At 55.3% G+C, this 24,896-nt stretch carries 29 protein-coding genes; 9 read left to right on the plus strand and 20 right to left on the minus strand.

Annotated elements, in window-relative coordinates:
* The first annotated feature begins 52 nt into the window (after positions 1-52).
* Both ligA and BUB13_RS04775 read left to right on the plus strand, forming a co-directional pair.
* Positions 53-2,080, plus strand: a complete 2,028-nt coding sequence (gene ligA / locus BUB13_RS04770; RefSeq protein WP_072906091.1) for an NAD-dependent DNA ligase LigA — start codon at positions 53-55, stop codon at positions 2,078-2,080.
* Positions 2,081-2,359, plus strand: a complete 279-nt coding sequence (locus BUB13_RS04775) for an acylphosphatase (RefSeq protein ID WP_072906092.1) — start codon at positions 2,081-2,083, stop codon at positions 2,357-2,359.
* A 15-nt stretch (positions 2,360-2,374) separates the two neighbouring features.
* On the opposite strand, the gene BUB13_RS04780 is transcribed toward BUB13_RS04775, so the two are convergent.
* Positions 2,375-2,629, minus strand: coding sequence for a hypothetical protein (locus BUB13_RS04780; protein WP_072906094.1), 255 nt, complete (start codon positions 2,627-2,629; stop codon positions 2,375-2,377).
* 181 nt (positions 2,630-2,810) lie between these two features.
* On the opposite strand from BUB13_RS04780, the gene BUB13_RS04785 reads away from it, so the two are divergent.
* On the plus strand, positions 2,811-3,221 hold the full coding sequence (locus tag BUB13_RS04785; protein WP_072906096.1) for a TraR/DksA family transcriptional regulator: 411 nt from the start codon (positions 2,811-2,813) through the stop codon (positions 3,219-3,221).
* Here the strand turns inward: BUB13_RS04785 and rsmI are convergent.
* The 11 genes from rsmI to BUB13_RS04840 all read right to left on the minus strand — a co-directional run bounded on the left by rsmI (position 3,218) and on the right by BUB13_RS04840 (position 11,168).
* The gene (gene rsmI / locus BUB13_RS04790; RefSeq protein WP_072906098.1) at positions 3,218-4,051 is read right to left on the minus strand and encodes a 16S rRNA (cytidine(1402)-2'-O)-methyltransferase; all 834 of its coding nucleotides are present in this window, start codon (positions 4,049-4,051) and stop codon (positions 3,218-3,220) included. The genes BUB13_RS04785 and rsmI overlap by 4 nt on opposite strands.
* A complete protein-coding gene (locus BUB13_RS04795) occupies positions 4,048-6,012 on the minus strand; it encodes an NAD(+) synthase (RefSeq protein ID WP_072906100.1) in 1,965 nt (654 codons plus the stop codon). The genes rsmI and BUB13_RS04795 overlap by 4 nt, the downstream gene beginning before the upstream one ends.
* Before the next feature lie 14 nt (positions 6,013-6,026).
* Entirely contained in the window at positions 6,027-6,395 is a 369-nt protein-coding gene (locus tag BUB13_RS04800) for a YraN family protein (RefSeq protein ID WP_072906102.1), read from the minus strand.
* Positions 6,392-7,033 (minus strand): ribonuclease HII, encoded by a 642-nt coding sequence (locus BUB13_RS04805; protein WP_072906104.1) that lies wholly within the window; start codon positions 7,031-7,033, stop codon positions 6,392-6,394. The genes BUB13_RS04800 and BUB13_RS04805 overlap by 4 nt, the downstream gene beginning before the upstream one ends.
* A 78-nt stretch (positions 7,034-7,111) precedes the next feature.
* The gene (gene rplS, locus BUB13_RS04810) at positions 7,112-7,459 is read right to left on the minus strand and encodes a 50S ribosomal protein L19 (protein ID WP_072906106.1); all 348 of its coding nucleotides are present in this window, start codon (positions 7,457-7,459) and stop codon (positions 7,112-7,114) included.
* A gap of 55 nt (positions 7,460-7,514) precedes the next feature.
* Entirely contained in the window at positions 7,515-8,255 is a 741-nt protein-coding gene (trmD, locus tag BUB13_RS04815) for a tRNA (guanosine(37)-N1)-methyltransferase TrmD (RefSeq protein ID WP_072906108.1), read from the minus strand.
* Positions 8,252-8,782, minus strand: a complete 531-nt coding sequence (gene rimM, locus BUB13_RS04820) for a ribosome maturation factor RimM (protein ID WP_072906110.1) — start codon at positions 8,780-8,782, stop codon at positions 8,252-8,254. Before rimM ends, trmD begins: the two co-directional genes overlap by 4 nt.
* A 33-nt stretch (positions 8,783-8,815) precedes the next feature.
* Positions 8,816-9,049, minus strand: a complete 234-nt coding sequence (locus BUB13_RS04825) for a KH domain-containing protein (protein WP_072906112.1) — start codon at positions 9,047-9,049, stop codon at positions 8,816-8,818.
* A gap of 56 nt (positions 9,050-9,105) precedes the next feature.
* On the minus strand, positions 9,106-9,381 hold the full coding sequence (rpsP, locus tag BUB13_RS04830; RefSeq protein WP_072906114.1) for a 30S ribosomal protein S16: 276 nt from the start codon (positions 9,379-9,381) through the stop codon (positions 9,106-9,108).
* Between the two features lie 78 nt (positions 9,382-9,459).
* Positions 9,460-10,818, minus strand: a complete 1,359-nt coding sequence (gene ffh, locus BUB13_RS04835; protein ID WP_072906116.1) for a signal recognition particle protein — start codon at positions 10,816-10,818, stop codon at positions 9,460-9,462.
* Between the two features lie 89 nt (positions 10,819-10,907).
* Entirely contained in the window at positions 10,908-11,168 is a 261-nt protein-coding gene (locus tag BUB13_RS04840; protein WP_425269176.1) for a putative Se/S carrier protein, read from the minus strand.
* 164 nt (positions 11,169-11,332) lie between these two features.
* On the opposite strand from BUB13_RS04840, the gene BUB13_RS04845 reads away from it, so the two are divergent.
* A complete protein-coding gene (locus tag BUB13_RS04845; protein WP_084091747.1) occupies positions 11,333-11,590 on the plus strand; it encodes a hypothetical protein in 258 nt (85 codons plus the stop codon).
* A complete protein-coding gene (locus BUB13_RS04850) occupies positions 11,587-12,096 on the plus strand; it encodes a DciA family protein (RefSeq protein WP_072906121.1) in 510 nt (169 codons plus the stop codon). Before BUB13_RS04845 ends, BUB13_RS04850 begins: the two co-directional genes overlap by 4 nt.
* Here BUB13_RS04850 and BUB13_RS04855 read toward each other — a convergent pair.
* The 7 genes from BUB13_RS04855 to alr all read right to left on the minus strand — a co-directional run bounded on the left by BUB13_RS04855 (position 12,093) and on the right by alr (position 19,356).
* Positions 12,093-12,836, minus strand: a complete 744-nt coding sequence (locus BUB13_RS04855; RefSeq protein ID WP_072906123.1) for a tRNA1(Val) (adenine(37)-N6)-methyltransferase — start codon at positions 12,834-12,836, stop codon at positions 12,093-12,095. The two genes, BUB13_RS04850 and BUB13_RS04855, sit on opposite strands and share 4 nt — an antisense overlap.
* Positions 12,837-12,929: 93 nt before the next feature.
* A complete protein-coding gene (locus BUB13_RS04860) occupies positions 12,930-13,247 on the minus strand; it encodes a cytochrome c3 family protein (protein WP_072906125.1) in 318 nt (105 codons plus the stop codon).
* A gap of 115 nt (positions 13,248-13,362) precedes the next feature.
* On the minus strand, positions 13,363-13,887 hold the full coding sequence (purE, locus tag BUB13_RS04865) for a 5-(carboxyamino)imidazole ribonucleotide mutase (RefSeq protein WP_072906127.1): 525 nt from the start codon (positions 13,885-13,887) through the stop codon (positions 13,363-13,365).
* Positions 13,888-13,907: 20 nt separating this feature from the next.
* Positions 13,908-15,182 carry a phosphoribosylamine--glycine ligase gene (gene purD, locus BUB13_RS04870; RefSeq protein WP_072906129.1) on the minus strand — a complete coding sequence of 425 codons (1,275 nt, stop codon included), beginning with the start codon at positions 15,180-15,182 and terminating at the stop codon, positions 13,908-13,910.
* A 109-nt stretch (positions 15,183-15,291) separates the two neighbouring features.
* On the minus strand, positions 15,292-16,857 hold the full coding sequence (gene purH, locus BUB13_RS04875) for a bifunctional phosphoribosylaminoimidazolecarboxamide formyltransferase/IMP cyclohydrolase (protein ID WP_072906131.1): 1,566 nt from the start codon (positions 16,855-16,857) through the stop codon (positions 15,292-15,294).
* 133 nt (positions 16,858-16,990) lie between these two features.
* Entirely contained in the window at positions 16,991-18,220 is a 1,230-nt protein-coding gene (locus BUB13_RS04880) for an ASKHA domain-containing protein (protein WP_072906133.1), read from the minus strand.
* A complete protein-coding gene (alr, locus tag BUB13_RS04885; protein WP_072906135.1) occupies positions 18,217-19,356 on the minus strand; it encodes an alanine racemase in 1,140 nt (379 codons plus the stop codon). Before alr ends, BUB13_RS04880 begins: the two co-directional genes overlap by 4 nt.
* Positions 19,357-19,550: 194 nt before the next feature.
* Here alr and thiD point away from each other — a divergent pair, with 194 nt between their 5' ends.
* The 4 genes from thiD (at position 19,551) to BUB13_RS04905 (ending at position 24,517) form a co-directional block, all read left to right on the plus strand.
* Positions 19,551-20,981 carry a bifunctional hydroxymethylpyrimidine kinase/phosphomethylpyrimidine kinase gene (gene thiD, locus BUB13_RS04890; protein ID WP_072906137.1) on the plus strand — a complete coding sequence of 477 codons (1,431 nt, stop codon included), beginning with the start codon at positions 19,551-19,553 and terminating at the stop codon, positions 20,979-20,981.
* An 82-nt stretch (positions 20,982-21,063) separates the two neighbouring features.
* Positions 21,064-22,374: a phosphomethylpyrimidine synthase ThiC gene (gene thiC, locus BUB13_RS04895; RefSeq protein WP_139249309.1), complete on the plus strand. Its 1,311-nt coding sequence runs from the start codon at positions 21,064-21,066 to the stop codon at positions 22,372-22,374.
* 99 nt (positions 22,375-22,473) lie between these two features.
* Positions 22,474-23,262, plus strand: a complete 789-nt coding sequence (gene speD, locus BUB13_RS04900; protein ID WP_072906141.1) for an adenosylmethionine decarboxylase — start codon at positions 22,474-22,476, stop codon at positions 23,260-23,262.
* 13 nt (positions 23,263-23,275) lie between these two features.
* Positions 23,276-24,517 carry a ChaN family lipoprotein gene (locus BUB13_RS04905; RefSeq protein ID WP_072906143.1) on the plus strand — a complete coding sequence of 414 codons (1,242 nt, stop codon included), beginning with the start codon at positions 23,276-23,278 and terminating at the stop codon, positions 24,515-24,517.
* Between the two features lie 75 nt (positions 24,518-24,592).
* On the opposite strand, the gene BUB13_RS04910 is transcribed toward BUB13_RS04905, so the two are convergent.
* Entirely contained in the window at positions 24,593-24,823 is a 231-nt protein-coding gene (locus tag BUB13_RS04910; protein WP_072906145.1) for a hypothetical protein, read from the minus strand.
* Positions 24,824-24,896 lie beyond the last annotated feature (73 nt).

A 24,896-nucleotide genomic window follows, 5' to 3' on the forward strand; every position in this document is an offset into this window, starting at 1 on the left:
GGACATGCTATAAGCCGACAAAACACTTCAGTCACTAACGCAGGGGCAGCAGATGACCGCCATCGACACGCCGAACCAGATCGCCGCCGAAAAAGAACACGCAAAGCTGAGCAGCGAACTGCACCGCCACAATTACCTCTACCACAGTCTCGACACACCTGAAATCAGTGATGCGGAATATGATCGCCTGATGCAGCGACTTTTGCAGCTGGAAAAAGATTTCCCGCAACTGGTCAGCGAGGATTCTCCATCGCAACGAGTCGGCAGCGCCCCTCTCGACAGCTTCCCGCAGGCAACACACGCCAGCCCGATGCTGTCACTGGAAAACGCTTTCGGAGCCGATGACCTGCGAGATTTCGATGCGCGGCTGAAACGTTTTTTATCAAGCGATCAGGACATCCAATACATCTGCGAGATGAAGCTGGACGGGGTTGCCGTCGCGCTGACCTACGAACAGGGGAGGCTGACGCGGGGCGCAACCCGCGGCGATGGAACAACAGGCGAAGACATTACCGCCAATGCCCGCACCATTGGGGCGATCCCGTTGCAGCTGCAGAACGATTTCCCACAGCAACTGGAAGTGCGCGGCGAAATCTACATGGAATTGGACGCTTTTCGCAAGCTAAATGAGCAGCGCCGAGAAGAAGGCGAAACCACCTTCGCCAACCCGCGCAACGTCACAGCGGGAAGCTTGCGTCAACTCGATTCCAAACTGACTGCTGCGCGCCCTTTGACCATCAGCTGCTACGGCATCGGCGCGATTTCCGACAACGAACCGCAGAGCCATTCCGAACTTTTACAGAAACTGCAGAGCTGGGGGCTGAAGGTCAACCTCAACACCCTCAAAGTCGCCGACAATATCGAACAGGTGATTGATCGATACAACGAATTGATGACACTGCGCGATCAGCTGCCTTTTGAAATCGACGGCATGGTAGTCAAGGTGAACAGTCGTCCGCTGCAGCAGGAGCTGGGAGAAAAAAGCCGCACACCACGCTGGGCGATCGCCTGCAAGTTTCCACCGCGGCAGGAAACCACCGTCCTCGAATCGGTACGCTACCAGGTCGGGCGCACAGGTGCCATTACCCCGGTCGCCAACCTGAGGCCGGTGAACGTCAGCGGCGTTACAGTTTCCAGCGCCAGCCTGCACAATTGGGACGAAATAGAACGGCTCGGCATCAAAATCGGCGACACCGTTGTTGTTGAACGAGCGGGAGATGTTATTCCCGACATCGTCAAGGTCGTCACGGAAAAACGGACTGGCAGCGAACAAGAAATTCCCGAACCGACAGAATGTCCGGCCTGTGGCTCGCCCGTTTCCCGTGATGAAGGAGAGGTCGTTCCGCGTTGCCAGGGGCTGAGCTGTCCCGCCCAGCTCAAAGAATCGCTGAAACACTTCTGCGCACGCGGGGCGATGGACATTGAGGGCCTGGGAGATCGCCTGATCGATCAGCTGCTGCGCCTCGAACTGGTAAAAAGTGTCGCCGATCTTTATCGCCTCGAGAAAGAGCAGTTATTCCAGTTCGATCGCATGGGCGACAAACTCGCGGAAAAGCTTCTTGCTGCCATCGATGCCAGCAAGGAACGACCGCTGGAACGTTTCCTGTTCGCTCTGGGGATCCGTCACGTCGGCAGCCATCTTGCCAAAGTCCTCAGCCGCCAGTTCGGCTCCCTCGACGCCTTGGCAGCTGCTGATCGGGATCAGCTGCTGGCTATCCACGAAATCGGTCCGCAGGTCGCCGACAGCGTCACCCACTTTTTTGTCGACCCCAACAATCAGAAAATCCTCGACCAGCTGCGACAACTCGGAGTCGCCCCGATCGCGACCGAACAGCCAAAAGGCGACAAACTCGCCGGCAAGGTTTTCGTCTTCACCGGCGCGCTGGAAAAATTCAGTCGCAAAGAGGGCGAGGCGCTGGTCGAAGCAGAGGGCGCCCGGGCCAGCGGTTCGGTCAGCAAAAAAACCGATTATGTGGTTGCCGGGCCGGGAGCCGGCAGCAAACTGGCCAAAGCAGAGGAGCTCGGCATCAACGTGTTGAACGAAGAGGAGTTTCTCCAGTTGATCGGCAAGGAGGCTTAAATGGCGGCAGTCAGAGCGATTGTACGAGTAACCGGCCGGGTCCAAGGAGTCTGGTTCCGTCAAAGTACCAAGCAGACGGCAGATCGATACGCTGTTGCGGGTTGGGTCCGCAACAACCCTGATTTTTCCGTATCGGCCATTTTTGAAGGCGATGAACCAGCAGTCAAAACAGTGGTCGAATGGTGCCGGCAGGGACCGCAGATGGCGCAGGTCGACGATGTGGATGTGGAATGGCAGAGCGCAACCGGTGAATTTGACCAATTCAGCGTACTTCGCTGAACGCTTCAAATTGTCTCAGGAGCCTTTCTTGCTGTATTCCGGAAAATGCTCATCCCGACAATCTGGACAGATGCCGTGCGAGAAAGAGACCTCTGCACGCTGCTCAAGATAAGTTTCAATCCGATTCCAAAGCCCCTCATCATCTCTGATTTTGTGGCAATAGCTGCAGATCGGCAGCAGCCCGCGAAGCGTATCCACCTCCTGCAACGCGCTTCGTAACTCTCCGATCAGCTGATCTTTCTCTTTTTCCGCCTGAATCCGCCGCTGCACATTCTGCTGCAGAGCCCGCTTTTCCTCCTCCAGTAACCGTTTCTTGGCGAGTTATTCTCACTACTTTCCTGACCGTACATTTCTCACACAACCCTTATAAATCGCTGACCAACAGCACAAAAAGAGCTGATAGCTTCCTCGGCAGTGATTTCACTTCGCGCTCAGGAGAAAGGAAAAGCTGATGTCTGAAATTGAGATTACCTATCAACCAAGCAGTAACGAGTCCTACATGAACGATCAGCAGCTCGCCTACTTCCGCGGCCAGTTGATCGACTGGCGGAATCGACTCAACAGCGAAAGTCGCCTCTCCCGTCAAAGGCTGCTGGAAAACGACCCAAATGGTGGAGACATCCTCGACCAGAGCGTTAAGGACAGCAATCGCACGATGGATTTTCTTGCCAGAAGTCGGCAGCAGAAGTTGATACTACAGATCGATGCTGCACTCGGCAGGCTGGAAGATGGCAGCTTCGGCTATTGCCTGGAGAGTGGAGAGGAGATCGGCATCAAGCGGCTGCTGGCCTACCCGATCGCCACGCTGTCAGTCGAAGCGCAGGAACTGCTGGAGAGGCGACGAAGTCACCAGGCTGCTTAGTCGTTGCCCCTGAGCTCCAGCGATTCTTTATAAACATCGCTGCCAGGCAGGTTGAAATCTTTTGCCACCTGCTTGACGATTTGTTTCCAAGTCAGATCGGTTTCAGCGTGCAGCCGGGCAAGCTCCTCTTTTACCGTTCCCTGGGGTTTGCGCGGTGGCGCCGGGCCGAGCAGCAACACCAACTCACCCTTCACCTTCCCTTCGGCGTAATGTTCAAGTGCTTCTGCGACAGTCCCGCCGAACAGTTCCTCGTGCCGTTTTGTCAATTCTCGTGCGACAGAAATCAGCCTGTCCTCCCCACAGATATCGGCAATATCCTGCAGGGAAGCCTGCAACCGATGCGGACCCTCGTAGAAAGCGACAGTCTGCTGCTCATCTTTGAGCTGTTCGAGCACCTGTCGGCGGCCGTGAGACTTGGCAGGCAGAAAACCGACAAAACGGAACGCATCGGTCGGCAGACCGGCAATCGAGAGAGCCGCAATCAATGCCGAAGCGCCCGGCACAGCAGCAACAGTGACACCCGCTGCGCGGCAGCGAAAAACCAGACGGTAACCGGGATCAGCGATACAGGGGGTCCCTGCGTCGCTAATCAAGGCGAGCGATTGCCCCGCCTGCAGTTTTTCAATCAACTGAGCAGCGCGCTGTTCCTCGTTGTGCTCATGGTAGGAAATCAACGGGGTCTTGATGCCATAGTGTTCAAGGAGTTTACGACTGTGCCGGGTATCCTCGGCGGCGATCAGGTCGACTTCCTGCAGCACCCGCACGGCGCGGTAGGTCATGTCCTCCAGATTGCCGATCGGGGTAGCAACAACATAGAGAATTCCGCTCACGCAAGCGACTCCAGTTGTTGCAACCAAAGATTGACGGTGGCATCACTCGGCATGCGCCAGTCACCACGCGGCGACAAAGCGACGGTACCGACCTTCGGGCCGTCCGGCAGGCAGGAGCGTTTGAACTGCTGGGAAAAGAAACGCCAGTAGAACTGACGCAACCACTTCATAATCTCTTCGCGCGGCATGTCGGAGAAAGCCAACTCCGCCAGCATCAGCACCTTGGCCGGGGCGTAATGCATACGTACCACCTGGTAGAGGAAGAAGTCGTGTAACTCGTAGGGGCCGACCACCTGTTCCGTCTTCTGCGCGATCTCGCCGTTCTCATCCGGCGGCAGCAACTCGGGCGAAACCGGGGTATTACAAACATCGATCAGGACCTCGGAGACTCTGCCCGAGAATTCCTCCTTTGCGCACCAGTCGACCAGGTAGCGCACCAACGTCTTCGGCACGCCGACATTGACCCCGTACATCGACATGTGATCACCGTTGTAAGTACACCAGCCCAGTGCCAGCTCGGAAAGATCCCCGGTACCGATCACCAGGCCGCCGACCTGGTTGGCGACATCCATCAGGATCTGTGTCCGTTCACGTGCCTGGCTGTTTTCGTACGTAATATCATGCCTGGTTTCGTCGTGACCGATATCCTGAAAATGCTGGATGACCGCGGCGTCGATCGGCACGATACGCAGTTCTGTCCCCAACTCTTCAGCGAGAACCTCAGCGTTGCCCTTGGTGCGCTCAGTCGTACCGAAACCGGGCATGGTGATAGCGACAATCCCTTTGCGGTCGAGGCCGAGACGATCGAAAGCCTTGACCGTCACCAGCAGCGCCAGCGTTGAATCGAGTCCGCCGGAAAGACCGATCACCACCTGCTTGCTGCCGGTGTGACGCAAACGCTTGGCCAACCCACTGGTCTGCAGCAGAAAAATTTCCTGACATCGGGCCGCGCGCTCTGCATCATCCGGCGGCACAAAGGGAGTGCGCGCAACAGGCCGTTTCAGTTCACTGACGTCAGCGGAGGCAAGACGGAAAGATTGAATACGGAAGTTGTGAACTGGATGGCCGGCGGCAAAACTGCTGTTGCGTTGCCGCTCGCCAACAAGACGCTCCAGGTCGACGTCGGCAACAGCCAGCTGGTTATCGAACTGGAAACGCTCTGTTTCGGCCAATATCTGACCATTTTCTGCTATCAAGGAATGGCCGGAAAAAACCAGATCGGTGCTCGATTCGTTTGGCCCGGCCGAGGCATAAGCATAAGCCGCCAGGCAGCGCGCCGATTGCGCCGACACCAGCGCCCGACGGTAAGCCTGCTTGCCGAGAATCTCCGGGCTGGCGGAAAGATTGAGTAACAGGGTCGCACCGACCAGAGCCTGAGAACCACTTGGCGGCGCAACCGCCCAGGCATCTTCACAGATTTCTATACCGATCTGACAATCAGGGAATTCCTCGGCACGAAAGAGAAGATCGTCGCCAAAAGATATCTGCTGGCCGTCGATCAGAATGTAATTGCTGCTGCGCTCACGTGCAGAGCTGAACCAGCGCTGCTCGTAAAATTCGCCTGAATTCGGCAGAAAAGTCTTTGGCACAACTCCGCAAATCTCACCATCAGCAATCAGCACAGCACAATTAAACAGCCGACCACTGGCGGCCAGTGGCGCGCCAACGACCAAAGCGACTTTCTCATCCGCAGTAAATTTTGCCAGTTCGATCAGTGCCTGCTCTACCCGATGCTGCAACGGTCGCTGAAAAAACAGGTCTGCACAGGTGTAGCCACTGAGGCAGAGCTCCGGGAAAAGCAGCAGCTTGCACTGTTGCATAGAAGCCTGCTTCGCCAGCAGGCAAATCTGTTCCAGGTTGAAATCGACATCAGCAATGCGCAATTCGGGTGTTGCCACACCAAGCCGCAACATCCCGTAATCGGCCAGATTTATCGACTGCCCGCTTGCCGTTTCCGTCATAACCTCTCCTCTGCCTAGCTCAAACCGAATGCGTTCGGGAAATGCTGGATTTCCGCAATCTGGTCACTCTGGCACAGAATTGCGATAACATCAAATCGGGGCTGCAATTTGGCAGTTTTTTCCTGCTGCAGATACCATTGAGCGGTGCGGATGATCTGCTGTTGTTTGCGCGCTCCGACAGCCTCCTGAGGTAAACCGAAACTGCATCCACGACGTGTTTTTACTTCGACAAACAGCAACTCTTTACGCTTGCTGGCGACAATATCGATCTCGCCGACCGGCGTACGATAATTCCTCGCCAGAATTTTGCAGCCTTGCTCAAGTAAAAATGCAACAGCATGCTCCTCCCCCCATTTTCCCAAAGCCAGGCGCTGCTGTGTCATCTCTCCAGGTGCTCCCGCACACCGGCAAAACTGGCACGATGATGCCTGCAGGGTTTCAATTCGGCAATTGCACTACGATGCGCAGCCGTGCCATACCCTTTATGCTTAGCGAAGCCGTAACCGGGATGCTGTCTGTCGAGACTGTACATGATCCGGTCCCGCACGACTTTCGCCACCACTGAAGCCGCCGCAATCGACAGAGAACGGCTATCACCTTTTTTCAATGTCTGCTGAGATATTTGCACAGGCAGTGGGGTGATGCCATCGATCAAAAGATGATCCGGACAGTCTTTGAGTCGGCCGATTGCCCGCTGCATTGCCTTAAGCGTTGCCTGCAGAATATTGACCTGATCGATCTCTTCTGCCGTCGCAACCCCTATACCGACAGCACGCGCTTGCTTACGGATCAGCGGATAAAATCTATCGCGTTGCTTTTCTGTCAGCTTTTTCGAATCGGTCAGCCCGGGTAACTCGAAATCATCCGGCAGGATCACAGCGGCAGCCACAACCGGACCGGCCAGTGGTCCGCGACCGGCCTCGTCAATACCGGCTATCGCTTTAAAGCCTTTTGCTTTCGCCTGTTCTTCAAAATAGAGTGTCGAGATTTCGCTATCGGCGAAAAGTTCCAGATTACTCATCAGTTTTCAAACCCGGAAAAAGAGAAAAAAAAAGCCCCCAACAATCGCTGGGGGCTTAGTTTAACCGATATTAGCGGATCAGACCACGCGCTTCTCAGCAATACGTGCAGCCTTACCACGCAAGTTGCGCAGGTAGTACAGCTTGGCGCGACGCACACGACCGACGCGAACGACTTCGATCTTGTCGATGCTCGGGGAGTGCAGCGGGAAAATCCGCTCGACGCCGATACCACCGGACATCTTGCGCACGGTGTAGGAAGAACCGAGACCGCGGTTAATACGCTTGATGCAGACGCCCTGGAAAACCTGGATACGCTGCTTGTCACCCTCGGTGATTTTTACGTAGACTTTCAAGGTATCGCCCGCTTTGAATGCCGGGATATCCTTCTTCAATTGTTCCAATTCTAGTTGATCGATGATGTTCATCTTCATCCTCCTCGATGTATCAATTCCGTTTAGCTTATTCGGTTGTCTTCGGTTTCTAGTTTTGCGATTCCGACTGCTTCAGTTGCGTCAGAATCTTTAAATCTTCATCTGTCAGTTCTGCCTGCTGCAAAAGCTCCGGGCGCCTTTTCAGTGTCCGCAGCAGCTGTTGTTCGCGCCGCCAACGAGCAATTTTGCCGTGATCACCGGAGAGCAGCACCTTCGGCACTTCCATTCCCTCAAACACTGCCGGTCGCGTGTACTGCGGGTACTCCAGCAGGCCGTCAGAAAACGAATCAGTCTCCGCGCTCCCCTCGCTGCCGAGGACACCGGGAACATAACGGGAAATGGCATCGATCATCACCATCGCCGGCAGCTCTCCTCCGGTCAGCACAAAGTCACCAAGCGAGAATTCGGCATCAACCAGCGTTTGCCGTATCCGCTCGTCGAACCCTTCGTAACGCCCGCAGAGGAAAATCAATCCGTCTTCCTGCGCAAGCGTCTTGGCGTGCTGTTGAGTAAAGGGGACGCCCTGCGGCGTCATCATCAGCACTTTTGCCTGTGGCGTCTGTTCTTTCAGCGCGGCCACCGCCCTGGCAATCGGCTCCGGCTTCATCACCATACCGTCACCACCCCCGTACGGGGTATCGTCGGTGGTCAGGTGCTTGCCTTCCGCCCAGTCACGCAGGTTGTGCGCGCGAACCTTCAGCAGGTCCTGCTTGATGGCGCGGCCAAGAATGCTCTCCTGCAAAGGCGAGTCGAACATTCCCGGGAACAGGGTCAAAACGTCAAAGATCATTCTTCGTCCGGAACTAATCCTTCCGGCAGGTCGACTCTCATCACCCGCTGGTCCAGATCAATCTCCTGGATAAATTGTGCCACGGCCGGGATCAGCACTTCCCCGTAGGGCCCGGTGACAACGTAAGTGTCATGCGCCGCGGTGTTAAACATCTGGTGCAGCTTGCCGAGTACGCCTTTTTGCTGATCGACAACCTGCAGGCCCTTCAAATCAGCCCAGTAATACTCATCTTCTTCCAGTTCGGGCAGCTGAGCTTCGTGCAGCAGAACCTGCGCGCCAATCATCGGCTCGACCTGGTTGATCGAATCGTACCCCTGCAAACGCAACAAAACCTGCCCTTTGTGGAGCGACTGACGCGTCGGTTCGACTGTCAGTTTTTCACCTGAGGGCAGGTGCAACGTGACCTGATCTGCATCCAGTAAAATCTCGGGGGTACCGGAATGCAGGCGAACCTTGAGGTCACCACGCAAACCGTGAGTTCCGACGATTTTCCCGATTTCCAGCAACGAACCCGATCGGTTGTCCATCTGTCCTACTCTTTCAACCGATCCGAAGCCGGACTATTCCATGATCTGCAACGAAGCCCGTTTGTTTTCACGGGTCGCTTTGGCGTTCAGCAAGGTCCGCATCGCCTTGGCGTTGCGTCCCTGTTTGCCGATAATCCGCCCCATATCTTCCTGGGCGGCCGCCAACTTGACGAGAACAGTTCCATCTTCGGCCTCCTCTTCGGAGATCACGATCTCGTCAGGTTTTTCGACCAACGACTTGGCGATGTACTCGATCAGGTCTTTCATGGGTCATCCTCCGGGTGGATAGGGGCCGTTGCCCCGGATTCGGACCAGATCAGGCGTTAGGCTTGTGCAGCGTCCTTCGCCTTGAACTTGGCCCAGACACCGGCGCCACGCAGCAACCGGCGAACCGTATCAGTCGGCTGAGCACCCTTGTTGAGCCACTCAAGGGCACGCTCTTCCTTGAAGTTCAGCAGGGGCTGGTCCTGACGCGGATCGTACTGACCCAGTTTCTCGATAAAACGACCATCCCGAGGGCAACGCTCATCGGCGACAACGACTTGGTAGAAAGGTTTCTTCTTTGCACCGCCGCGGGCGAGCCTGATTTTTACTGACATGCTGTTTTTCCTCCGTACTTTTGTACTTTTATGTGTTGCGAATAGTAGAATTTGTTTCTCTATTCTTTTATTGGCAATCTAAAAGGGAAGTTGGCCGCCACCTCGGCCGCCGAGCATTCCCTTGAGCCCCTTCGGGCCCATCTTCTGCATCTTCTTCATCATCTTCTGCGCTTCAACGAAGCGCTTCAACAACTGGTTAACGTCCTGCACCCGGGTACCACTACCGTTGGCGATACGCAAACGGCGTGACCCGTTGAGGATCTTGTGATCGAGCCGTTCTTTCTTGGTCATTGAGCGAATAATCGCCTCGATCTTTTTCAATTCCTCTTCAGGCAGCTGCATCCCCTTGGCCTGCTTCATTGCCTTGCCAGCACCAGGAATCATCTTCAACAGCGAATCGATGGAACCCATCTTCTTGACCATCTGCATCTGCTCAAGAAAAGTCTCCAAAGTGAAACCATCCTTGCGCAGCGCCTGCTCCATCTTGGCTGCATCTTCCTCATCGACAGCAGACTGGGCCTTCTCGATCAGGCTGAGGACATCCCCCATGCCAAGAATCCGCTGAGCCATCCGATCAGGATGAAACTGCTCCAAGGCGTCGAGTTTCTCGCCCATACCGACCAGCTTGATCGGCTTGCCGGTAACGGCGCGAATCGACAACGCTGCACCACCACGTGCGTCACCGTCCAGCTTGGTCAGGACAACGCCAGTCAGTGGCAGCTGCTCGTCAAAACTTTTCGCTACAGTCACCGCATCCTGACCAGTCATCGCATCAGCGACGAACAGGATTTCCTGCGGTGCAACATTGGCGACGATCCGCTTCAGCTCGCCCATCAATTCTTCGTCGATGTGCAAACGACCGGCGGTATCAAGTATCAGTGTATCAAAACCGTTCAGCTCTGCATATTCGCGAGCCCTGGTGCAGATGTCGACCGGGTCCTGCCCGGCGTGCGAATCGAACACCTCGATATTGAGCTGTCGGCCTAGAGTTTTAAGCTGCTCAATCGCCGCCGGACGATAAACGTCAGCGGGAACCAACAGTGGATTCCGTTTGTCGCGGCGCATTTTCAGCGCCAGCTTGCCGCAGGTAGTGGTTTTACCAGCACCCTGCAGACCGCAAAGCATCAGCGGCACCGGCGGTCTTGCAGCCAGATCGAGGGAATTGTCTTCCCCTTCACCCATCAGCTCGGCCAGTTCTTCGCGAACCACCTTGATCACCTGCTGGGCCGGAGTCAGGCTCTTGAGAACCTCTTGACCAGCAGCACGCTCACCAACCCGGCTGACGAAACTTTTGACAACCTTGAAGTTGACGTCCGCTTCCAGCAGCACCAGGCGGATCTCCCGCATGGTTTCTTTTATATGCTGTTCGGTGAGCTTGCCGTGTCCACGGAGCTTCTTAAAAACCGAATCTAGCTTGTCGGATAATGTATCAAACATACCATTACTGCGGCAAAATTCACGAAAGGACAAATATATGTAAGGGTCCAACCCATGTCAAGCGCAAAAACCCTCACAAAACAGGCCTCTTACTTCAACCGAACGAATGCCCCGTCCTGCTTCAACCAGACTTCGGCAATCTCTACCTCACCTGCCAGAAGAACTGCTTCGACCTCAGAGAGAAGCTCATGGCGAAACCTGATCGCCAACCCACAATCAGAGCTGAGCTGTCGCGGAACTGGAATCGACAGTATTTCCAAGCTCTTTGCTTTTAGCGCCTTCTCTGCCTTCATCACTCGATGAATCGAATGAAAGATGGCAACACAGTCTCCGTCCCTGACCAAAACCACTCCTCGCTGGGCCTCCCAGTCCAGCCCGGCCGCGCATCATGCCACGTTTGACCTCGACATGCAAGGACGTAATGAGACAACCTCTGGAATTGACAGGGTTACCTCGGCAGGGGTAAAGTAACGACTAGTGATTACTGAAAAATTCCCGAAGGGTAGAGCCTCAAGTGCACCTCGAAACCATCCTGCCGCTCGCGGCATTGCTGATTTTTTCATTCGGCGCAAACCTGCCGCTCGGCTACCTGCGTGAAACCAGCCGCAAGTTTTCCCTGCACTGGTTCGTTTTGGTCCACCTGTCGATTCCATTCATCATCGCCCTGCGCAGCATGTTCGGCTTCAACTGGCAAGTCATTCCCCTGACCCTGGCCTGTGCTATTGCCGGACAATTTGCCGGAGGCCGCATTCGCCGTCGAACCCTGCCATGAGCAGAAAAGATCGCGCCCCAATGAAAAAGGCCGAACGGGTCGGCCCACTGTTAAAAAAAGTTCTCGGTGATCGAGGCATGGAAGATCGACTCAATCGCTACCAGGCCTGGCTGATATGGGATCAGGTTGTTGGCAAGCAGATCGCTGAACGTGCTCGCCCCCTGCGTTTTCGGCAGGGAATTCTTGAAGTCCAGGTCGACCATCCGGTCTGGATGCAGCAACTGCAGATGTTGAAGCCTCAGATTCTACAAAAACTGAACCAACAGTTGCCAAACGCAAACATTTCCGACCTCTTCCTGCGCAAAGCTCCGACACCGTACAGCAATAGAGTCAAAGGCCAAAAAGAGCCGGAAGTTCCCAAGATGGAGCTGGCAGAACTGACCGACCAGGAACAACGAGAAATAGAAGAGATGTTCGCCACGCTGCACGACACTGAACTGCAGGCGGAAATGAAGCGCGTTGCAACTTTGCAGAAAAGATTAAATAAAGGCCGGTCGAACAACTAATCGTCCGGATCATCCTTATAAAACGCCAAAACCTCGGCGGTATAATCCCTCCCCTCCCCCTGATAGATATACAGCGGTGGTTCTACCAGCAGACCGGGGCGCCCAGCCATCCGCCCTTCGACCAGAACCATGCGGGCAGCCTCTCCCTGCCTTGGGTGAACCATGCGTAACCGCTTCGGCTCGATACCGGCTCCCTTCATCTGCTGCAGCAATTCCGGCAATCGCTCAGCCAGATAGATCACCGCAAAGCGCCCACCGTTTTTCAGCAGCCATCGCGCCGCAGCGAGAAAGTTTTCCAGGCCACCCGCCAGTTCATGACGCGCCGCCGCACGCTCATCTTCCGGCGCAATACGGCCGCTGCCGACAGGACGGTAAGGCGGATTCGACACAACCAGATCGGCGCAGGAGTCGGGCAAAAGATCACGGACATTGCGCAGATCGCCATTGATAATCCGCACCCGCTGCTGCAAACCGTTAAGGACAACATTACGCTCTGCCCGCCCAGCCATCTGTGACTGCAGTTCAATGCCAACCAATTGCCGTGCCGACCCCAATTTGGCCAACAACAACGGGACAATACCGCAACCCGTCCCGAGGTCGACTACGCTATCGTCAGCACAAGTCTTGACAAAACGGCTCAGCAAAATCGAATCGATTGAAAAACGATACCCCTTTTCCGCCTGCAGCAAGCGCAGATTGCCGAGCAACAACTCATCGATGGTTTCGTTTTCCCGCTGCATCACTCCCTCCAGACATCTGAACAAAAAAAAGAGCCGACCCGGAAAATCCGGATCGGCTCTTTTTTGATCTATCTCGGCAACTACGTCAATAGATTACTTGACGTGGCACCCCTTACACTTGGTCGGGCCGCTTTCCTTCTTGTGGCAGCCTTTGCACTGATCATGGTAAGCCTTCTTGGATTTCGGAGCTTCCGGCTTGACATCGTGGCAGGACTTACAAGCAGCGAAATCGCCGGTGTGGTGGCAGGTTGCGCAATCGGTCAGCCCCTGGTGCTTGGCGTGGTCGAAAGTGACGTTACCCATCTTGACTTCCATAGTGATGGAAGCAGGACCCTTGTCCTGAGCAACTGCAACAAAAGCGGAAGCAGCAACGAAAGCAACGATGGCAAACAGTACGAGCATCTTCTTCATAATAATTACCTCTCTCCTTGTTGATGTAATCGGTTCATTGACCAGTCGATAATTTAGTCATCACAATCGCAACTGTCAACCCCAAAACTGTATATTGTATACAATTTTGATATTCTTAGATCAGTCCGTCAGCAGCCAACTTTTCTTGGACTTTATCAGACTTTTTGATCACCCCGGCAGCCATTTCCGCCTTGAAGTTGGAAAGCTTGGTTGCCAGCTCAATATTATCGGTCGCCAGAATCTGCGCCGCAAAAATTCCAGCGTTGCGCGCACCTGCCGGGCCGATCGCCATGGTCGCAACCGGGATCCCTGCGGGCATCTGCACCATCGCCAGCAGCGCATCCAACCCCTGCAGTGATGTTGCGTCAATCGGAACAGCGATAACAGGCAACGTGGTTTCAGCTGCAACGACTCCAGCCAGGTGAGCGGCGGCACCAGCACCGGCGATCAGCACTTTGATACCGTTGTCACGTGCTGCACTGACGTACGTCGCCGTGCGTTCCGGTGTGCGATGAGCACTGGAAACGATCATCTCGAACGGAATGCCGAACTGCTTGAGAACCTTTGCCGCTTCGGCCATGACACCGTAATCGTTGTCACTGCCCATCAAAATACCGACCAGAGGCTTGTTTTCGCTCATTTTTGGACTCCTTACGTCAATCAGTCTCTGTTCAGCGCCCGTGCGCCGATGTCTTTACGATAGTGAACGTTTTGCCAGTCGATCGCGGCCACACCGTCATAAGCCTTGTCGATGGCATCCTTGACCGTGGTGCCGAGGCCGGTCACACCGAGCACCCGGCCGCCGTTGTTAACGATTTTCCCATCCTTGGAAGCAGTTCCAGCGTGGAAAACCACCATGTCCTCGATTTTTGCTGCCTCATCCAGACCGGAAATCGGCAAACCCTTTTCGAACGAAGCCGGGTAACCGCCGCTTGCCATGACAACACAAACAGCTGCTTTGTCGTGCCACTCAAGGCTCGACTGATTCAGCTCGCCGCGGGCACAGGCCTGCAGGATCGGCACGATATCTTCCTTCATGCGGATCAGCAGCGGCTGTGCTTCCGGATCACCGAAGCGGGCATTGAACTCGACCACGCGCGGCTTGCCCTCTTTGATCATCAGGCCGACGTAGAGGATGCCGCTGTACGGGCAACCATCCTGGGCCATGCCGGCGATCGTCGGCTTGACCACAGTATCGACGATGACATCATGAAGCTCGGCCGTTACTACCGGAGCCGGAGAGTAAGCTCCCATGCCGCCGGTATTCGGCCCTTCGTCGTTATCATAAACCCGCTTGTGGTCCTGTGAGGATGCCAGCGGCAGAATATTCTTGCCATCGGTAAAAGCAAAGAAAGAAGCCTCTTCACCATCCATGAACTCCTCGATGACCACACTGGCACCGGCATCACCGAACACCTGATCGAGCATGATATCGTCGACAGCTGCAATCGCCTGTTCCTCAGTCATGGCAACAATAACGCCTTTACCGGCAGCCAGACCGTCTGCTTTAACAACGATCGGTGCGCCCTGCTCTTTGATGTAGGCAACAGCATCGGCATGCTCGGTGAAACTCTGATAGTCCGCAGTCGGGATATTGTATTTCGCCATCAGATTTTTAGAAAAGCCTTTGCTCCCCTCGATCTGTGCCGCGGCCTTATTCGGTCCAAAGACTTCGAGGCCAGCCTCCTGAAAAGTATCAACGATGCCCATAGTCAAAGGCACCTCCGGGCCAACCACGGTCAGGTCGATTTTTTCCGCCTGGGCGAATTCACAGAGGGTTTCGATCTCATCGGCAGCGATATTGACACACTCGGCGACTTCTGCGATGCCCGGATTCCCCGGCGCACAGTAGAGAGTTTCAACCAGCGGCGACTGGGCGATTTTCCAGCAGAGGGCGTGCTCGCGTCCGCCACCACCGACAACTAGTACTTTCATGACAAACTCCTTAAAAATCATTAGCCACCAAGACACTAAGGACACCAAGAAGGACCAAAGCTTTTGACGATTTTCTTGGTGCTCTTGGCGCCTTGGTGGCTATTCTTTCTTAATGACGGAAGTGTCTCATACTCGTGAACACCATGGCGATGCCCGCCTCATCGGCAGCAGCAATAACCTCTTCATCACGAATCGAGCCACCCGGCTGGATGACGGCAGTGATGCCGGCAGCAGCAGCGTTGTCGATACCATCGCGGAACGGGAAGAAAGCGTCGGATGCCATAGCGGCGCCACTCACTTCCAAACCGGCGTGCTCAGCCTTGATGGCAGCAATACGCGCCGAGTTAACACGGCTCATCTGGCCGGCACCGACACCGATGGTCATGTTGTCCTTGCCGTAGACGATGGCGTTCGACTTGACGAACTTGGCCACCTTCCAGGAGAACTCAAGCGACTTCATCTCTTCCGCAGTCGGCTGACGCTTGGTGACGACTTTCATATCGGCAGAAAGCAGCAGGTCGGTGTCCTGTACCAGCAGGCCGCCATTGACGCGTTTGAAGTCGAGGCGCTGACCCGGCTCGGCCGGCCACTCGCCGCACTCGAGCAGGCGAACATTTTTCTTCGCCGCGACAACCTCGACCGCCTCGGCGGAAACCTTTGGCGCGATGATGACCTCGACAAACTGCTTGTCGCAGATCGCTTTGGCGGTTTCACCGTCCAACTCCTGGTTGAAAGCGATGATACCGCCAAAGGCCGACTCGGGATCGGTGGAGAAGGCACGCTGATAGGCATCGAGCAGTGTCTCGCCGATAGCGACCCCACAAGGGTTAGCGTGTTTGACAATGACGCAGGCCGGGCCTTCGCTGAACTGTTTGACACATTCGAGGGCGGCATCGGTGTCACCGATATTATTGTAGGACAGCTCCTTGCCCTGCAGCTGTTTGGCGGTGGCGATTGAAGCCTCGGTTACGTTTTTCTCAACGTAGAAGGCCGCCTTCTGATGCGGGTTCTCGCCATAACGCATCCCCTGAGCTTTGTGATACTGCAGGGTCAGGGTCGGGGCGAACTCGGCGTTCTCTTCGCCGGTTTTTTTGCCGAGCCAGTTGGAGATGGCACCGTCGTACGCTGCGGTGTGCTGGTAAACCTTGACCGCCAGTTTGAAGTTGGTCTGCTCGGAAACTTCGCCAGCGTTCTGCTTCATCTCGGCGATAACGGTTTCGTAATCGGTCGGGTCAACCATCACGGTGACAAACTTGTTGTTCTTGGCCGCGCTACGCAGCATGGTCGGGCCACCGATGTCGATGTTCTCAATGGCGTCGATCAGGGTGCAATCTTCTTTGGCGACGGTCGCTTCGAACGGATAGAGGTTGACAACAACCATGTCGATCGGCTCGATGTCGTGCTTCGCCATGGCATCGACATGCTCAGGGTTGTCGCGCAGGCCAAGCAGGCCACCGTGAACTTTGGGATGAAGAGTCTTGACACGACCGTTCATCATTTCCGGGAAGCCGGTGTAATCGGAAACATCCATGACCGGGATGCCGGCGTCACGAATCATTTTTGCGGTTCCGCCGGTCGACAGAAGCTCAACACCGAAGCTGTTCAACTCTTTCGCCAGCTCGAGGATACCCGCTTTGTCTGAAACCGAAATCAATGCTCTCTTGATGGCTGCCATGGAATCTCCTTTTTGTTACGTCAGAAATGAAAGATGAACTCTGATATGTAAACGAAACGAACCCGGAAAAAACGAAGAAAGGACAGTCAAGCGACTGTCCATCCGACAAATTAAGTTCTAAGTTTAGCGGTTTCTACGAAAAGTCAAGGCTGCCGAGGAAGGCTTTTTCAAAAGCCGGCGTCCCTGACAGGGGGTACGGCTTAAGCTCCGTCGCCAATTGTCGCGCCTGCTCAAGCCCATCTTTCCGCTGCAGCACCCGCTGCAAACCGATCAACACTGCCCCCGGTAGAAAGCGGCATTTATCTATCACGTTTTCCGGCAGTAAAGCAACCCCTTTCAGTGCTTCGGCAGGCAATGCACCGCCTAAAGCACCGGCCAGGCGGACCGAGGCTAACTGTTCGGCCTGTATACCTTTTCTTTCAAGCAGGCAGTTCACCCCGGCCAGCACCGCCCCCTTCGCCAGCTGAAAGGCACGGACATCGTCTTGCGTCAACCGCAGGCAGGTGCGCGCATCACGATAAAGCTGCAACGCAGGACCATTTTCATCAGCAACCAGATAACGGGATAGATTTGAGTCAACTTCACTTGCCTCTTTGATGCGACCATCAATTGCGATCAAGCCACTTTGGATCGCACGGCTGAGCAAGGAAAACAGGCCACTGCCGCAAATCCCTTTCGGCGTTCCACCACCGGCAACCGTATAAACAAAACGATCCCTGAGGACACCGACTTCCGTGACGGCGCCGAAACCGTGTCTCATGCCGCAGCCAAGATTGCCTGCTTCAAATGCCGGCCCGGCAGCCACCGAGGTCACCAGCCAGCTATCGCCATCCCAGAGGGCGAGTTCAGCGTTGGTGCCAAGATCAAGATACAGGGTCGGCCCATCTTTTGGAGGATCAGCCAGCAGCAGCGCCAACAGGTCACCGCCAACATACCCGCTAACCAGGGGCAAAAGCAGCAAGGGCGCCGGCAAATCGATCCCCAGCTTGCCGCTGCCAAGCGCCTCCCCGGCGCGGTAGTCAGGACGATAAGGCGGCTGCAGAACATTTTCGACCGACTCTCTCACCAGCAACAGGCTGATCGCCGGGTTAGCGGCCGCAGCCGCAGCACTAATCCAACCAGGCTCAGCACCGACCTGCTTCAGCAGATCGGCGATCAATCGATTGATCCCATCGACCAGCAGAGCCTGCAGCTGGTCAGCCGCCCCCTTCAGAGCAGCCTCCATCCGGGCGATGACATCAGCCCCGAACTGCTGTTGCGGATTGTCGCAGCTCGCTTCGGCAACCACCTGCCCTTCGGTTGTCCAGATCCGTCCGATCAGGCTGGTCGTGCCAAGATCAAGCCCCAGAAACAATTCATTCATACCGGCCCACCCAGATAACGGCGCGGCACCCGGCTGCCGATGCGGCAGAACACTTCATAGGAAATCGTATCAAGCTGCTCAGCCCAGAAGTCGCCAAGGATCGACAGTCCCTCTGAAAACCCAAGCAATGTGATACTATCGCCGACCTTTGCCTGCGGGACATCAGTGACGTCAAACATGATCCAGTCCATACAGACTCGACCGATCAGCGGAATTTTCTGCCCGTGCAGAATCCCTTGCCCCCTGTTCGACCAGAGCCGATTGTAGCCATCGGCATAACCGATCGGCAGCACCGCAACGCGGGTGTCCCGTTCGGTATAAAAATTGTGTCCATAAGACACCCCGCTCCCTTTCGGCAGGGTACGAAGCTGGGAAATACAACTGCGCAGATGCATCACCGGTCGCAGCTCAAGCTTGTCATCAAAATCAGGGCCGGGCAGACCACCATAAAGCATGATCCCCGGTCGCATCAGGGTCGCTTCCGGCACATCCCAGCCGGACAGCCCGGCACTGTTACTGATATGGATATCCCTCGGCACGATCCCGCCATCGCGCAGCATCTGCCGCACACTGCGAAAACGCTCCAATTGCTGCAGTGTCACCCCCGAGTCAAGCTCATCGGCACAAGCCAGATGCGACATCAGGCCAACGATTTCAAGTCCTTTCAGTTGCTGCAGCTGCGGCAGAAAATCGCGCAGCAGGTTCGGCAGAAACCCGACCCGCCCCATGCCACTATCAATCTTCAGATGAGCCGGAATTCGACAGCCTTGCTGCTCTGCTGCTGCCGACAGGCGCAACGCCATCTGCGGGTCGAGTAACGCAGGCATCAAATTATAGGCCATAAACGCCTTCTCCTGCCCCGGATGACAACCACCCAGCACTAACAAGGCATCATCAATCCCGGCATCGCGCAGCTCGATCGCTTCTTCCAGCGTAGCGACGGCAAAGTCACACACTCCGGCGCGCTGAAAACATCTGGCCACCGGCACCGCACCATGTCCGTAAGCATCGGCCTTAACGACTGTCAGGGCGCGCTGATGGGGTTGAAAAAAACGCTGCGCCTGCCGCAGATTGTGCAGCAAGGCATTTAGATCAATATCGGCCCAAGTTGGGCGAGGAGGAAACTCAACAGCCACGGAAATACTCCTGAAAGTCAGACAGAACGTTTCGTTTGTTTGCAAGGATATAGATAATACCCTAAGAGGTTCCTGTAAAGTGGCAAAACCGGGGAAGATTAATTGACACCAACCTCATTAGGCTGGTAAGATTTTCCGATTGATCCGTGCCCACCCGCAACCACGCACATTTAACATCAGCCAAGGGATCGCCAATGCTCTCTGGACTCTATCTGATTACCGACGAAAATCGTGACGGAAGACTCGCACAGAAGGTTGAAGCAGCGCTCAAAGGCGGTGCCGCAATCGTCCAGTACCGGGCCAAAGAAGTTCGGCCGGATGACCGCCACAAGATGGCGCAAAAACTGCGCGACCTCTGCACCGAATACGGCGCCAAGCTGATCATCAACGACTTGCCGGAACTGGCCCGCGACATCAATGCCGACGGCGTTCACCTGGGTCAGGACGATATGCCGGCAGTACAGGCACGACAGATTCTCGGTGGCGGGAAAATCATCGGCATCTCCACCCACAGTGTCGAGGAAGCACTGAAAGCGGAAGCACAGGGCGCTGACTACATTGCTATCGGCAGTATCTTTCCCACCGGCACCAAAGACGACACAACACTTGTCGGCCTCGACATGCTGCGCAACGTGCGCAAAGCGGTGCGGGTGCCGCTGGTCGCCATCGGCGGGATCACCCCCGAAGGTGCTTTCGAGGCACTTGAAGCGGGCGCAGACTCGGTTGCCGTTATTTCCGGCGTCATGGCTGACAGCGATCCGGCCCGGGCAGCAAAAGAATATTCCCTGCTGTTCAACCGCGGCAAAGACAATCCGAACGGTCGCGTCATGACCATTGCCGGCTCTGACTCCGGTGGCGGAGCCGGCATCCAGGCCGACATCAAAACCATCACCCTGCTCGGCAGTTACGCCAGCAGTGCACTGACAGCGCTGACAGCACAAAACACACTGGGTGTCGCCGAAACCTACCAGGTGCATACCGACTTCGTCATCAAGCAGATCGAAACCATCCTTGATGATATCGGTACCGACACGGTCAAAACCGGTATGCTCAGCTGGGGGGGAATTGTCACCCGAATCGCGAAAGTGATTTCTGACCGCTCCCTGCTGGCGGTGGTCGATCCGGTCATGGTGGCCAAAGGGGGCGAATCGCTGCTCGACAAGGAAGCGAACGAAAGTTTGATCTCACGGCTGCTGCCGGAAGCATACCTGCTCACACCAAACCTGCCGGAGGTCACCGCGATGACCGGGATCGAGCCGAGCAATATCGATGAAATGATCGAGGCAGGACAGAACCTGCAGGCATTGGGCGCACGTAATATCCTGATTAAAGGTGGCCACCTCGACGGCGATGCCACGGACATTTTGTTGCTCGGCGAGAATGAGTACCGTCTGACCGGAAAACGCTTCGACACCATCAACACCCACGGCACCGGCTGCACCCTGTCGTCGGCCATTGCAACCTTCCTGGCACAGGGGTACCCGTTGCGGTTTGCCGTCGAGCGGGCAAAGCGCTTTGTCAGCCTGGCGATTGAGTCCTCAGTCCAGCTTGGTAAAGGACATGGCCCGGTAAATCATTTCCAGGCGGCAATGCAGCTCTTGCATGAACAGGCCTCAGTAGATTAATATAGCAAATCTTGTATACAATTTTTCACCTGCAGCGCTTCCACTGCACCGTGGTTGCGCTGCTTTTCGCTTTTGAGGACGTATTGAAATGACACAATTGGAGATGGCCCGGGCAGGGCAAATCAGTGACTTGGTGCGGCAGGCAGCTGCAGCTGAAAATATCGAACCGGAGATTCTGCGTCAGAAAATTGCAGCGGGTACCGCAGTTATCTGCCGTAACACCAAACACACCAACGCGCCACCGCTGGCGGTCGGGGAAGGACTGCGTACCAAGGTCAACGCCAACATCGGCACCAGTTCGGATGATACCAATATCGACAAAGAACTGGAAAAGGCGCAGGTTGCCGTCGCAGCCGGTGCTGACGCCATTATGGACCTGTCGACCGGCGGCCCGATCGATGAAATCCGCGCGGCGATCGCCTCGAAAACTGACGTCTGCCTCGGCAGCGTACCGCTCTACCAAGCCGCCTGCGATGCCGTTCTGACCCAGGGCAAACCGATCGTCGACATGACTGTCGAAGACATTTTCGCCGGGGTGAAAAAACACCTCGACGACGGCGTCGATTTCATCACCGTTCACTGCGGTGTGACCCGCGAAACCGTTGCTCGCATGGATCAGGAAGGCCGCATCATGGAGGTCGTCTCCCGCGGCGGTTCTTTCACCGTCGAGTGGATGAGCTACAACGATGCCGAGAACCCGCTTTACGAGCACTATGATCGCCTGCTTGAGATCGTCCGCCCCTATGATGCCGTCCTCTCCCTCGGCGACGGTTTCCGTCCCGGTTGCCTGGCCGACGCTACCGACCGCGCCCAGGTGCAGGAACTGATTATTCTCGGCGAGCTGACCAAGCGTGCGCAGGACGCCGGCATCCAGGTGATGATCGAAGGTCCGGGCCATGTGCCGCTGAACCAGATCGAAGCTAACATGAAGCTGCAGAAGCGGCTCTGCCACGGTGCCCCTTTTTACGTCCTCGGACCGCTGGTCACCGACATTGCTCCCGGCTATGACCATATCACCTCGGCTATCGGCGGCACTATCGCTGCTGCTGCCGGCGCGGATTTCCTCTGCTACGTCACCCCGAGTGAACACCTGCGCCTGCCGACCGTCGAAGACGTGCACGAAGGCGTTATGGCTTCACGTATCGCCGCTCACGCCGCTGACATCGTTAAAGGCGTTCCTGGCGCCATTGAAAAAGATAACGCCATGGCCAAAGCCCGTAAAAGCCTCGACTGGGAAGGCCAATATGCCAACGCCATCGATCCAGAGAAAGCCCGCCGTCTGCGCGACGAATCTGGCGTTGACGAAGAACACGGTGCCTGCACCATGTGCGGCGCCCTCTGCGCTTATAAAGTCATGAACGAACGTGGCGAGAAAAAAGCCGTTGCCGGTTAAGTGATTCAAACGTATAATCGGCCGTTTTCTTCTGTTTGAAAACATGATTGACGTCGGCGCCGGGGCTGCCCCCGGCGCCGTTTTCAGGAGATGATGCCGATGTGTGCAAAAAAAGTAACCCGCCCCCGCCGCAAGCCAAAAATCAAACTGCGCGGGTTTAACAATCTGACCAAAACCCTCTCCTTCAATATCTACGATGTCTGTTACGCCAAACGTCCAGAAGCGCGTGATGAATATCTGCAATATATCGATGAAGAATATAACGCCGAACGACTGACGCGTATTCTGACTGAAGTCGTCGATATCATCGGCGCCAACGTGCTTAATATCGCCAGCCAGGATTACGACCCGATGGGGGCTTCGGTCACCGTGCTGATCGCCGAAGAACCGGTGGAACCAAAATCGGAGCAGGTCCTGGCACACCTGGATAAAAGCCATATCTGCGTCCACACTTACCCCGAAACCGACAACAAGCTGGGAATTTCGACCTTCCGGGTTGATATTGATGTCTCCACCTGTGGTAAAATCAGTCCACTGAAGGCGCTCAACCACCTGATCGATTCGTTTGAATCGGACATCGTGTTGATCGACTACAAGGTTCGTGGTTTTACCCGCGACGTGAAAGGAAAGAAGCATTATATCGACCACCGGATTCACAGTATCCAGCAATACATCCGCAAAACCATCCTGGAGAAATACCAGTGTGTCGATATCAACATCTTCCAGGAGAACCTGTTCCACACCAAAATGTTGCTGAACGATTTCAATCTGGAGAAATATTTATTCTCTACCACTTACGAGGATCTGTCGGACAATGAACTGGCAGAGATCAGACTTAAGCTGGAACAGGAAATGACCGAAATTTTCTATTCGAAAAACATCTACTAATGAAGGAGATTCGATGCGAAAACAACGTCTCACCCTACTTTTGCTGCTGTTTCTGATGACGGCCTGTTCCTCGCACACCCCCCTCGGCAACCCGGAAGCCCCCTACCCACCGCAGCGTAAACCTGAGATCGGCGATATCCTGCATCTACCGACCGGCGTTTATGTTGACCAGCAGGCGCTGTATGACAATGCCGAACGAGTGCAAGTCGTCTACGTCGGCGAGACCCACGACAACCCGGCCTCGCATCGGCTGCAGCTCGACATCTTGAGGCACATGGCAAAAACCAACCCCGGCAAAGTCAGCCTCGGGATGGAGATGTTTACACCTGAGCAGCAACCGATCCTCGATCGCTGGAGTGCCGGTGAACTGGAAGAGAAAGAGTTTCTCAAACAGGTCAAGTGGTTCAAGAACTGGCGCATGAACTTTGCCCTTTACCGCGATCTGCTAACCTTCTGTAAAGAGGAAGGCATCCCGGTTCTGGCACTTAATGCCAACAAAAAATTGCAACATAAAGTCGGCCGCGTGCCTTTTGAAGAGCTAAGTGAGGATGAAAAAGCGCTGCTGCCCGAAATGGACATGAACGACCCCTACCAGCGGGCAATGGCGGAAGCGGTTTTCAGCGATCACAACATGGGTCAAAACATGCTCGATGGTTTCGTCAGGGTGCAGACCTTGTGGGATGAAACCATGGCACAAAACGTCGCTGCCTACCTGCGCAGTGTCGACAAAGACCATCAGATCGTGGTCGTCGCCGGCGGCAACCACGTCCGTTTTGGCTACGGCATTCCGCGCCGGGTGTTCCGCCGAGTGCCGGCCAGTTACCTGCTGGTCGGGTCACATGAACTGCGCGTCGCCGAAGGCAAAGAAGCGGTGACAATGAATGTCGTATCGCCCGACTACCCGATGCCGCCCTACCATTTCATTACCTACACCGAGTACGAACTGCTTGAGAATGAAGGGGTGAAGATGGGAATTCTGCTCGGCGACGACAAGGATGGCTTACTTATCGAAGGGGTCGTGCCGGATTCGGTAGCGGAGAAATCGGGCATCAAAAAAGATGACGTTTTCATCAAGATGGACGACATAGACCTTGAAGAGCCTTTCGACCTGATTTACGAACTGAACCGAATGAAGGTGGGCGATAAAATCGAGATCACTCTGAAACGGGGAGAAGAAACTCTTACCCTGCCGGTGGAATTTACCGAAGCCAAACCGGAACACAGCAGCATGGAAATGAAGCACGGCAAAAAATAACAGGCAAGCTCACAGCAAAAAAATGGGCAGGCTCGAAAGCCTGCCCATTTCATTTCATTCAACCTAATTTTATCTTTATTCTCCCTCAGCACAGTACGGCAACTGTGGGCCAGCATGCTTAACATCGGGACCGTGGCAGAAGCAGCAATTGAGCAACCCGGTATTTTCGTCGAGGGCAACCTTGGGTACGTTAACATCGTCAGGAACCGGATTCACCTGGTACTTAGCCCATTCCGACTTGGCAAAAACAGACCCGGCAGCTAACAGCACCAAGCCACAGACCAGTAGCAACGTCACTTTTTTCATCGTTCTTTTCCCCTTGCTAAAAGAGTAATAAAAGACGATAAGTCGATGGTCACGGACTCGTAGACCTGCCACT

Origin of the sequence: Malonomonas rubra DSM 5091 (assembly GCF_900142125.1) — a bacterium.
GTDB classification, from domain to species: Bacteria; Desulfobacterota; Desulfuromonadia; order Desulfuromonadales; family Geopsychrobacteraceae; genus Malonomonas; species Malonomonas rubra.

What these genes read in the sequence shown, in the direction of transcription:
- ligA (WP_072906091.1), top strand. Translation starts at nt 53, where the DNA reads ATGACCGCCATCGACACGCCGAACCAGATCGCCGCCGAAAAAGAACAC.
- BUB13_RS04775 (WP_072906092.1), top strand. Translation starts at nt 2,081, where the DNA reads ATGGCGGCAGTCAGAGCGATTGTACGAGTAACCGGCCGGGTCCAAGGA.
- BUB13_RS04785 (WP_072906096.1), top strand. Translation starts at nt 2,811, where the DNA reads ATGTCTGAAATTGAGATTACCTATCAACCAAGCAGTAACGAGTCCTAC.
- BUB13_RS04795 (WP_072906100.1), bottom strand. Translation starts at nt 6,012, where the DNA reads ATGACGGAAACGGCAAGCGGGCAGTCGATAAATCTGGCCGATTACGGG.
- BUB13_RS04800 (WP_072906102.1), bottom strand. Translation starts at nt 6,395, where the DNA reads ATGACACAGCAGCGCCTGGCTTTGGGAAAATGGGGGGAGGAGCATGCT.
- BUB13_RS04805 (WP_072906104.1), bottom strand. Translation starts at nt 7,033, where the DNA reads ATGAGTAATCTGGAACTTTTCGCCGATAGCGAAATCTCGACACTCTAT.
- rplS (WP_072906106.1), bottom strand. Translation starts at nt 7,459, where the DNA reads ATGAACATCATCGATCAACTAGAATTGGAACAATTGAAGAAGGATATC.
- trmD (WP_072906108.1), bottom strand. Translation starts at nt 8,255, where the DNA reads ATGATCTTTGACGTTTTGACCCTGTTCCCGGGAATGTTCGACTCGCCT.
- rimM (WP_072906110.1), bottom strand. Translation starts at nt 8,782, where the DNA reads ATGGACAACCGATCGGGTTCGTTGCTGGAAATCGGGAAAATCGTCGGA.
- BUB13_RS04825 (WP_072906112.1), bottom strand. Translation starts at nt 9,049, where the DNA reads ATGAAAGACCTGATCGAGTACATCGCCAAGTCGTTGGTCGAAAAACCT.
- rpsP (WP_072906114.1), bottom strand. Translation starts at nt 9,381, where the DNA reads ATGTCAGTAAAAATCAGGCTCGCCCGCGGCGGTGCAAAGAAGAAACCT.
- ffh (WP_072906116.1), bottom strand. Translation starts at nt 10,818, where the DNA reads ATGTTTGATACATTATCCGACAAGCTAGATTCGGTTTTTAAGAAGCTC.
- BUB13_RS04850 (WP_072906121.1), top strand. Translation starts at nt 11,587, where the DNA reads ATGAGCAGAAAAGATCGCGCCCCAATGAAAAAGGCCGAACGGGTCGGC.
- BUB13_RS04855 (WP_072906123.1), bottom strand. Translation starts at nt 12,836, where the DNA reads ATGCAGCGGGAAAACGAAACCATCGATGAGTTGTTGCTCGGCAATCTG.
- BUB13_RS04860 (WP_072906125.1), bottom strand. Translation starts at nt 13,247, where the DNA reads ATGAAGAAGATGCTCGTACTGTTTGCCATCGTTGCTTTCGTTGCTGCT.
- purE (WP_072906127.1), bottom strand. Translation starts at nt 13,887, where the DNA reads ATGAGCGAAAACAAGCCTCTGGTCGGTATTTTGATGGGCAGTGACAAC.
- purD (WP_072906129.1), bottom strand. Translation starts at nt 15,182, where the DNA reads ATGAAAGTACTAGTTGTCGGTGGTGGCGGACGCGAGCACGCCCTCTGC.
- purH (WP_072906131.1), bottom strand. Translation starts at nt 16,857, where the DNA reads ATGGCAGCCATCAAGAGAGCATTGATTTCGGTTTCAGACAAAGCGGGT.
- BUB13_RS04880 (WP_072906133.1), bottom strand. Translation starts at nt 18,220, where the DNA reads ATGAATGAATTGTTTCTGGGGCTTGATCTTGGCACGACCAGCCTGATC.
- thiD (WP_072906137.1), top strand. Translation starts at nt 19,551, where the DNA reads ATGCTCTCTGGACTCTATCTGATTACCGACGAAAATCGTGACGGAAGA.
- speD (WP_072906141.1), top strand. Translation starts at nt 22,474, where the DNA reads ATGTGTGCAAAAAAAGTAACCCGCCCCCGCCGCAAGCCAAAAATCAAA.
- BUB13_RS04905 (WP_072906143.1), top strand. Translation starts at nt 23,276, where the DNA reads ATGCGAAAACAACGTCTCACCCTACTTTTGCTGCTGTTTCTGATGACG.
- BUB13_RS04910 (WP_072906145.1), bottom strand. Translation starts at nt 24,823, where the DNA reads ATGAAAAAAGTGACGTTGCTACTGGTCTGTGGCTTGGTGCTGTTAGCT.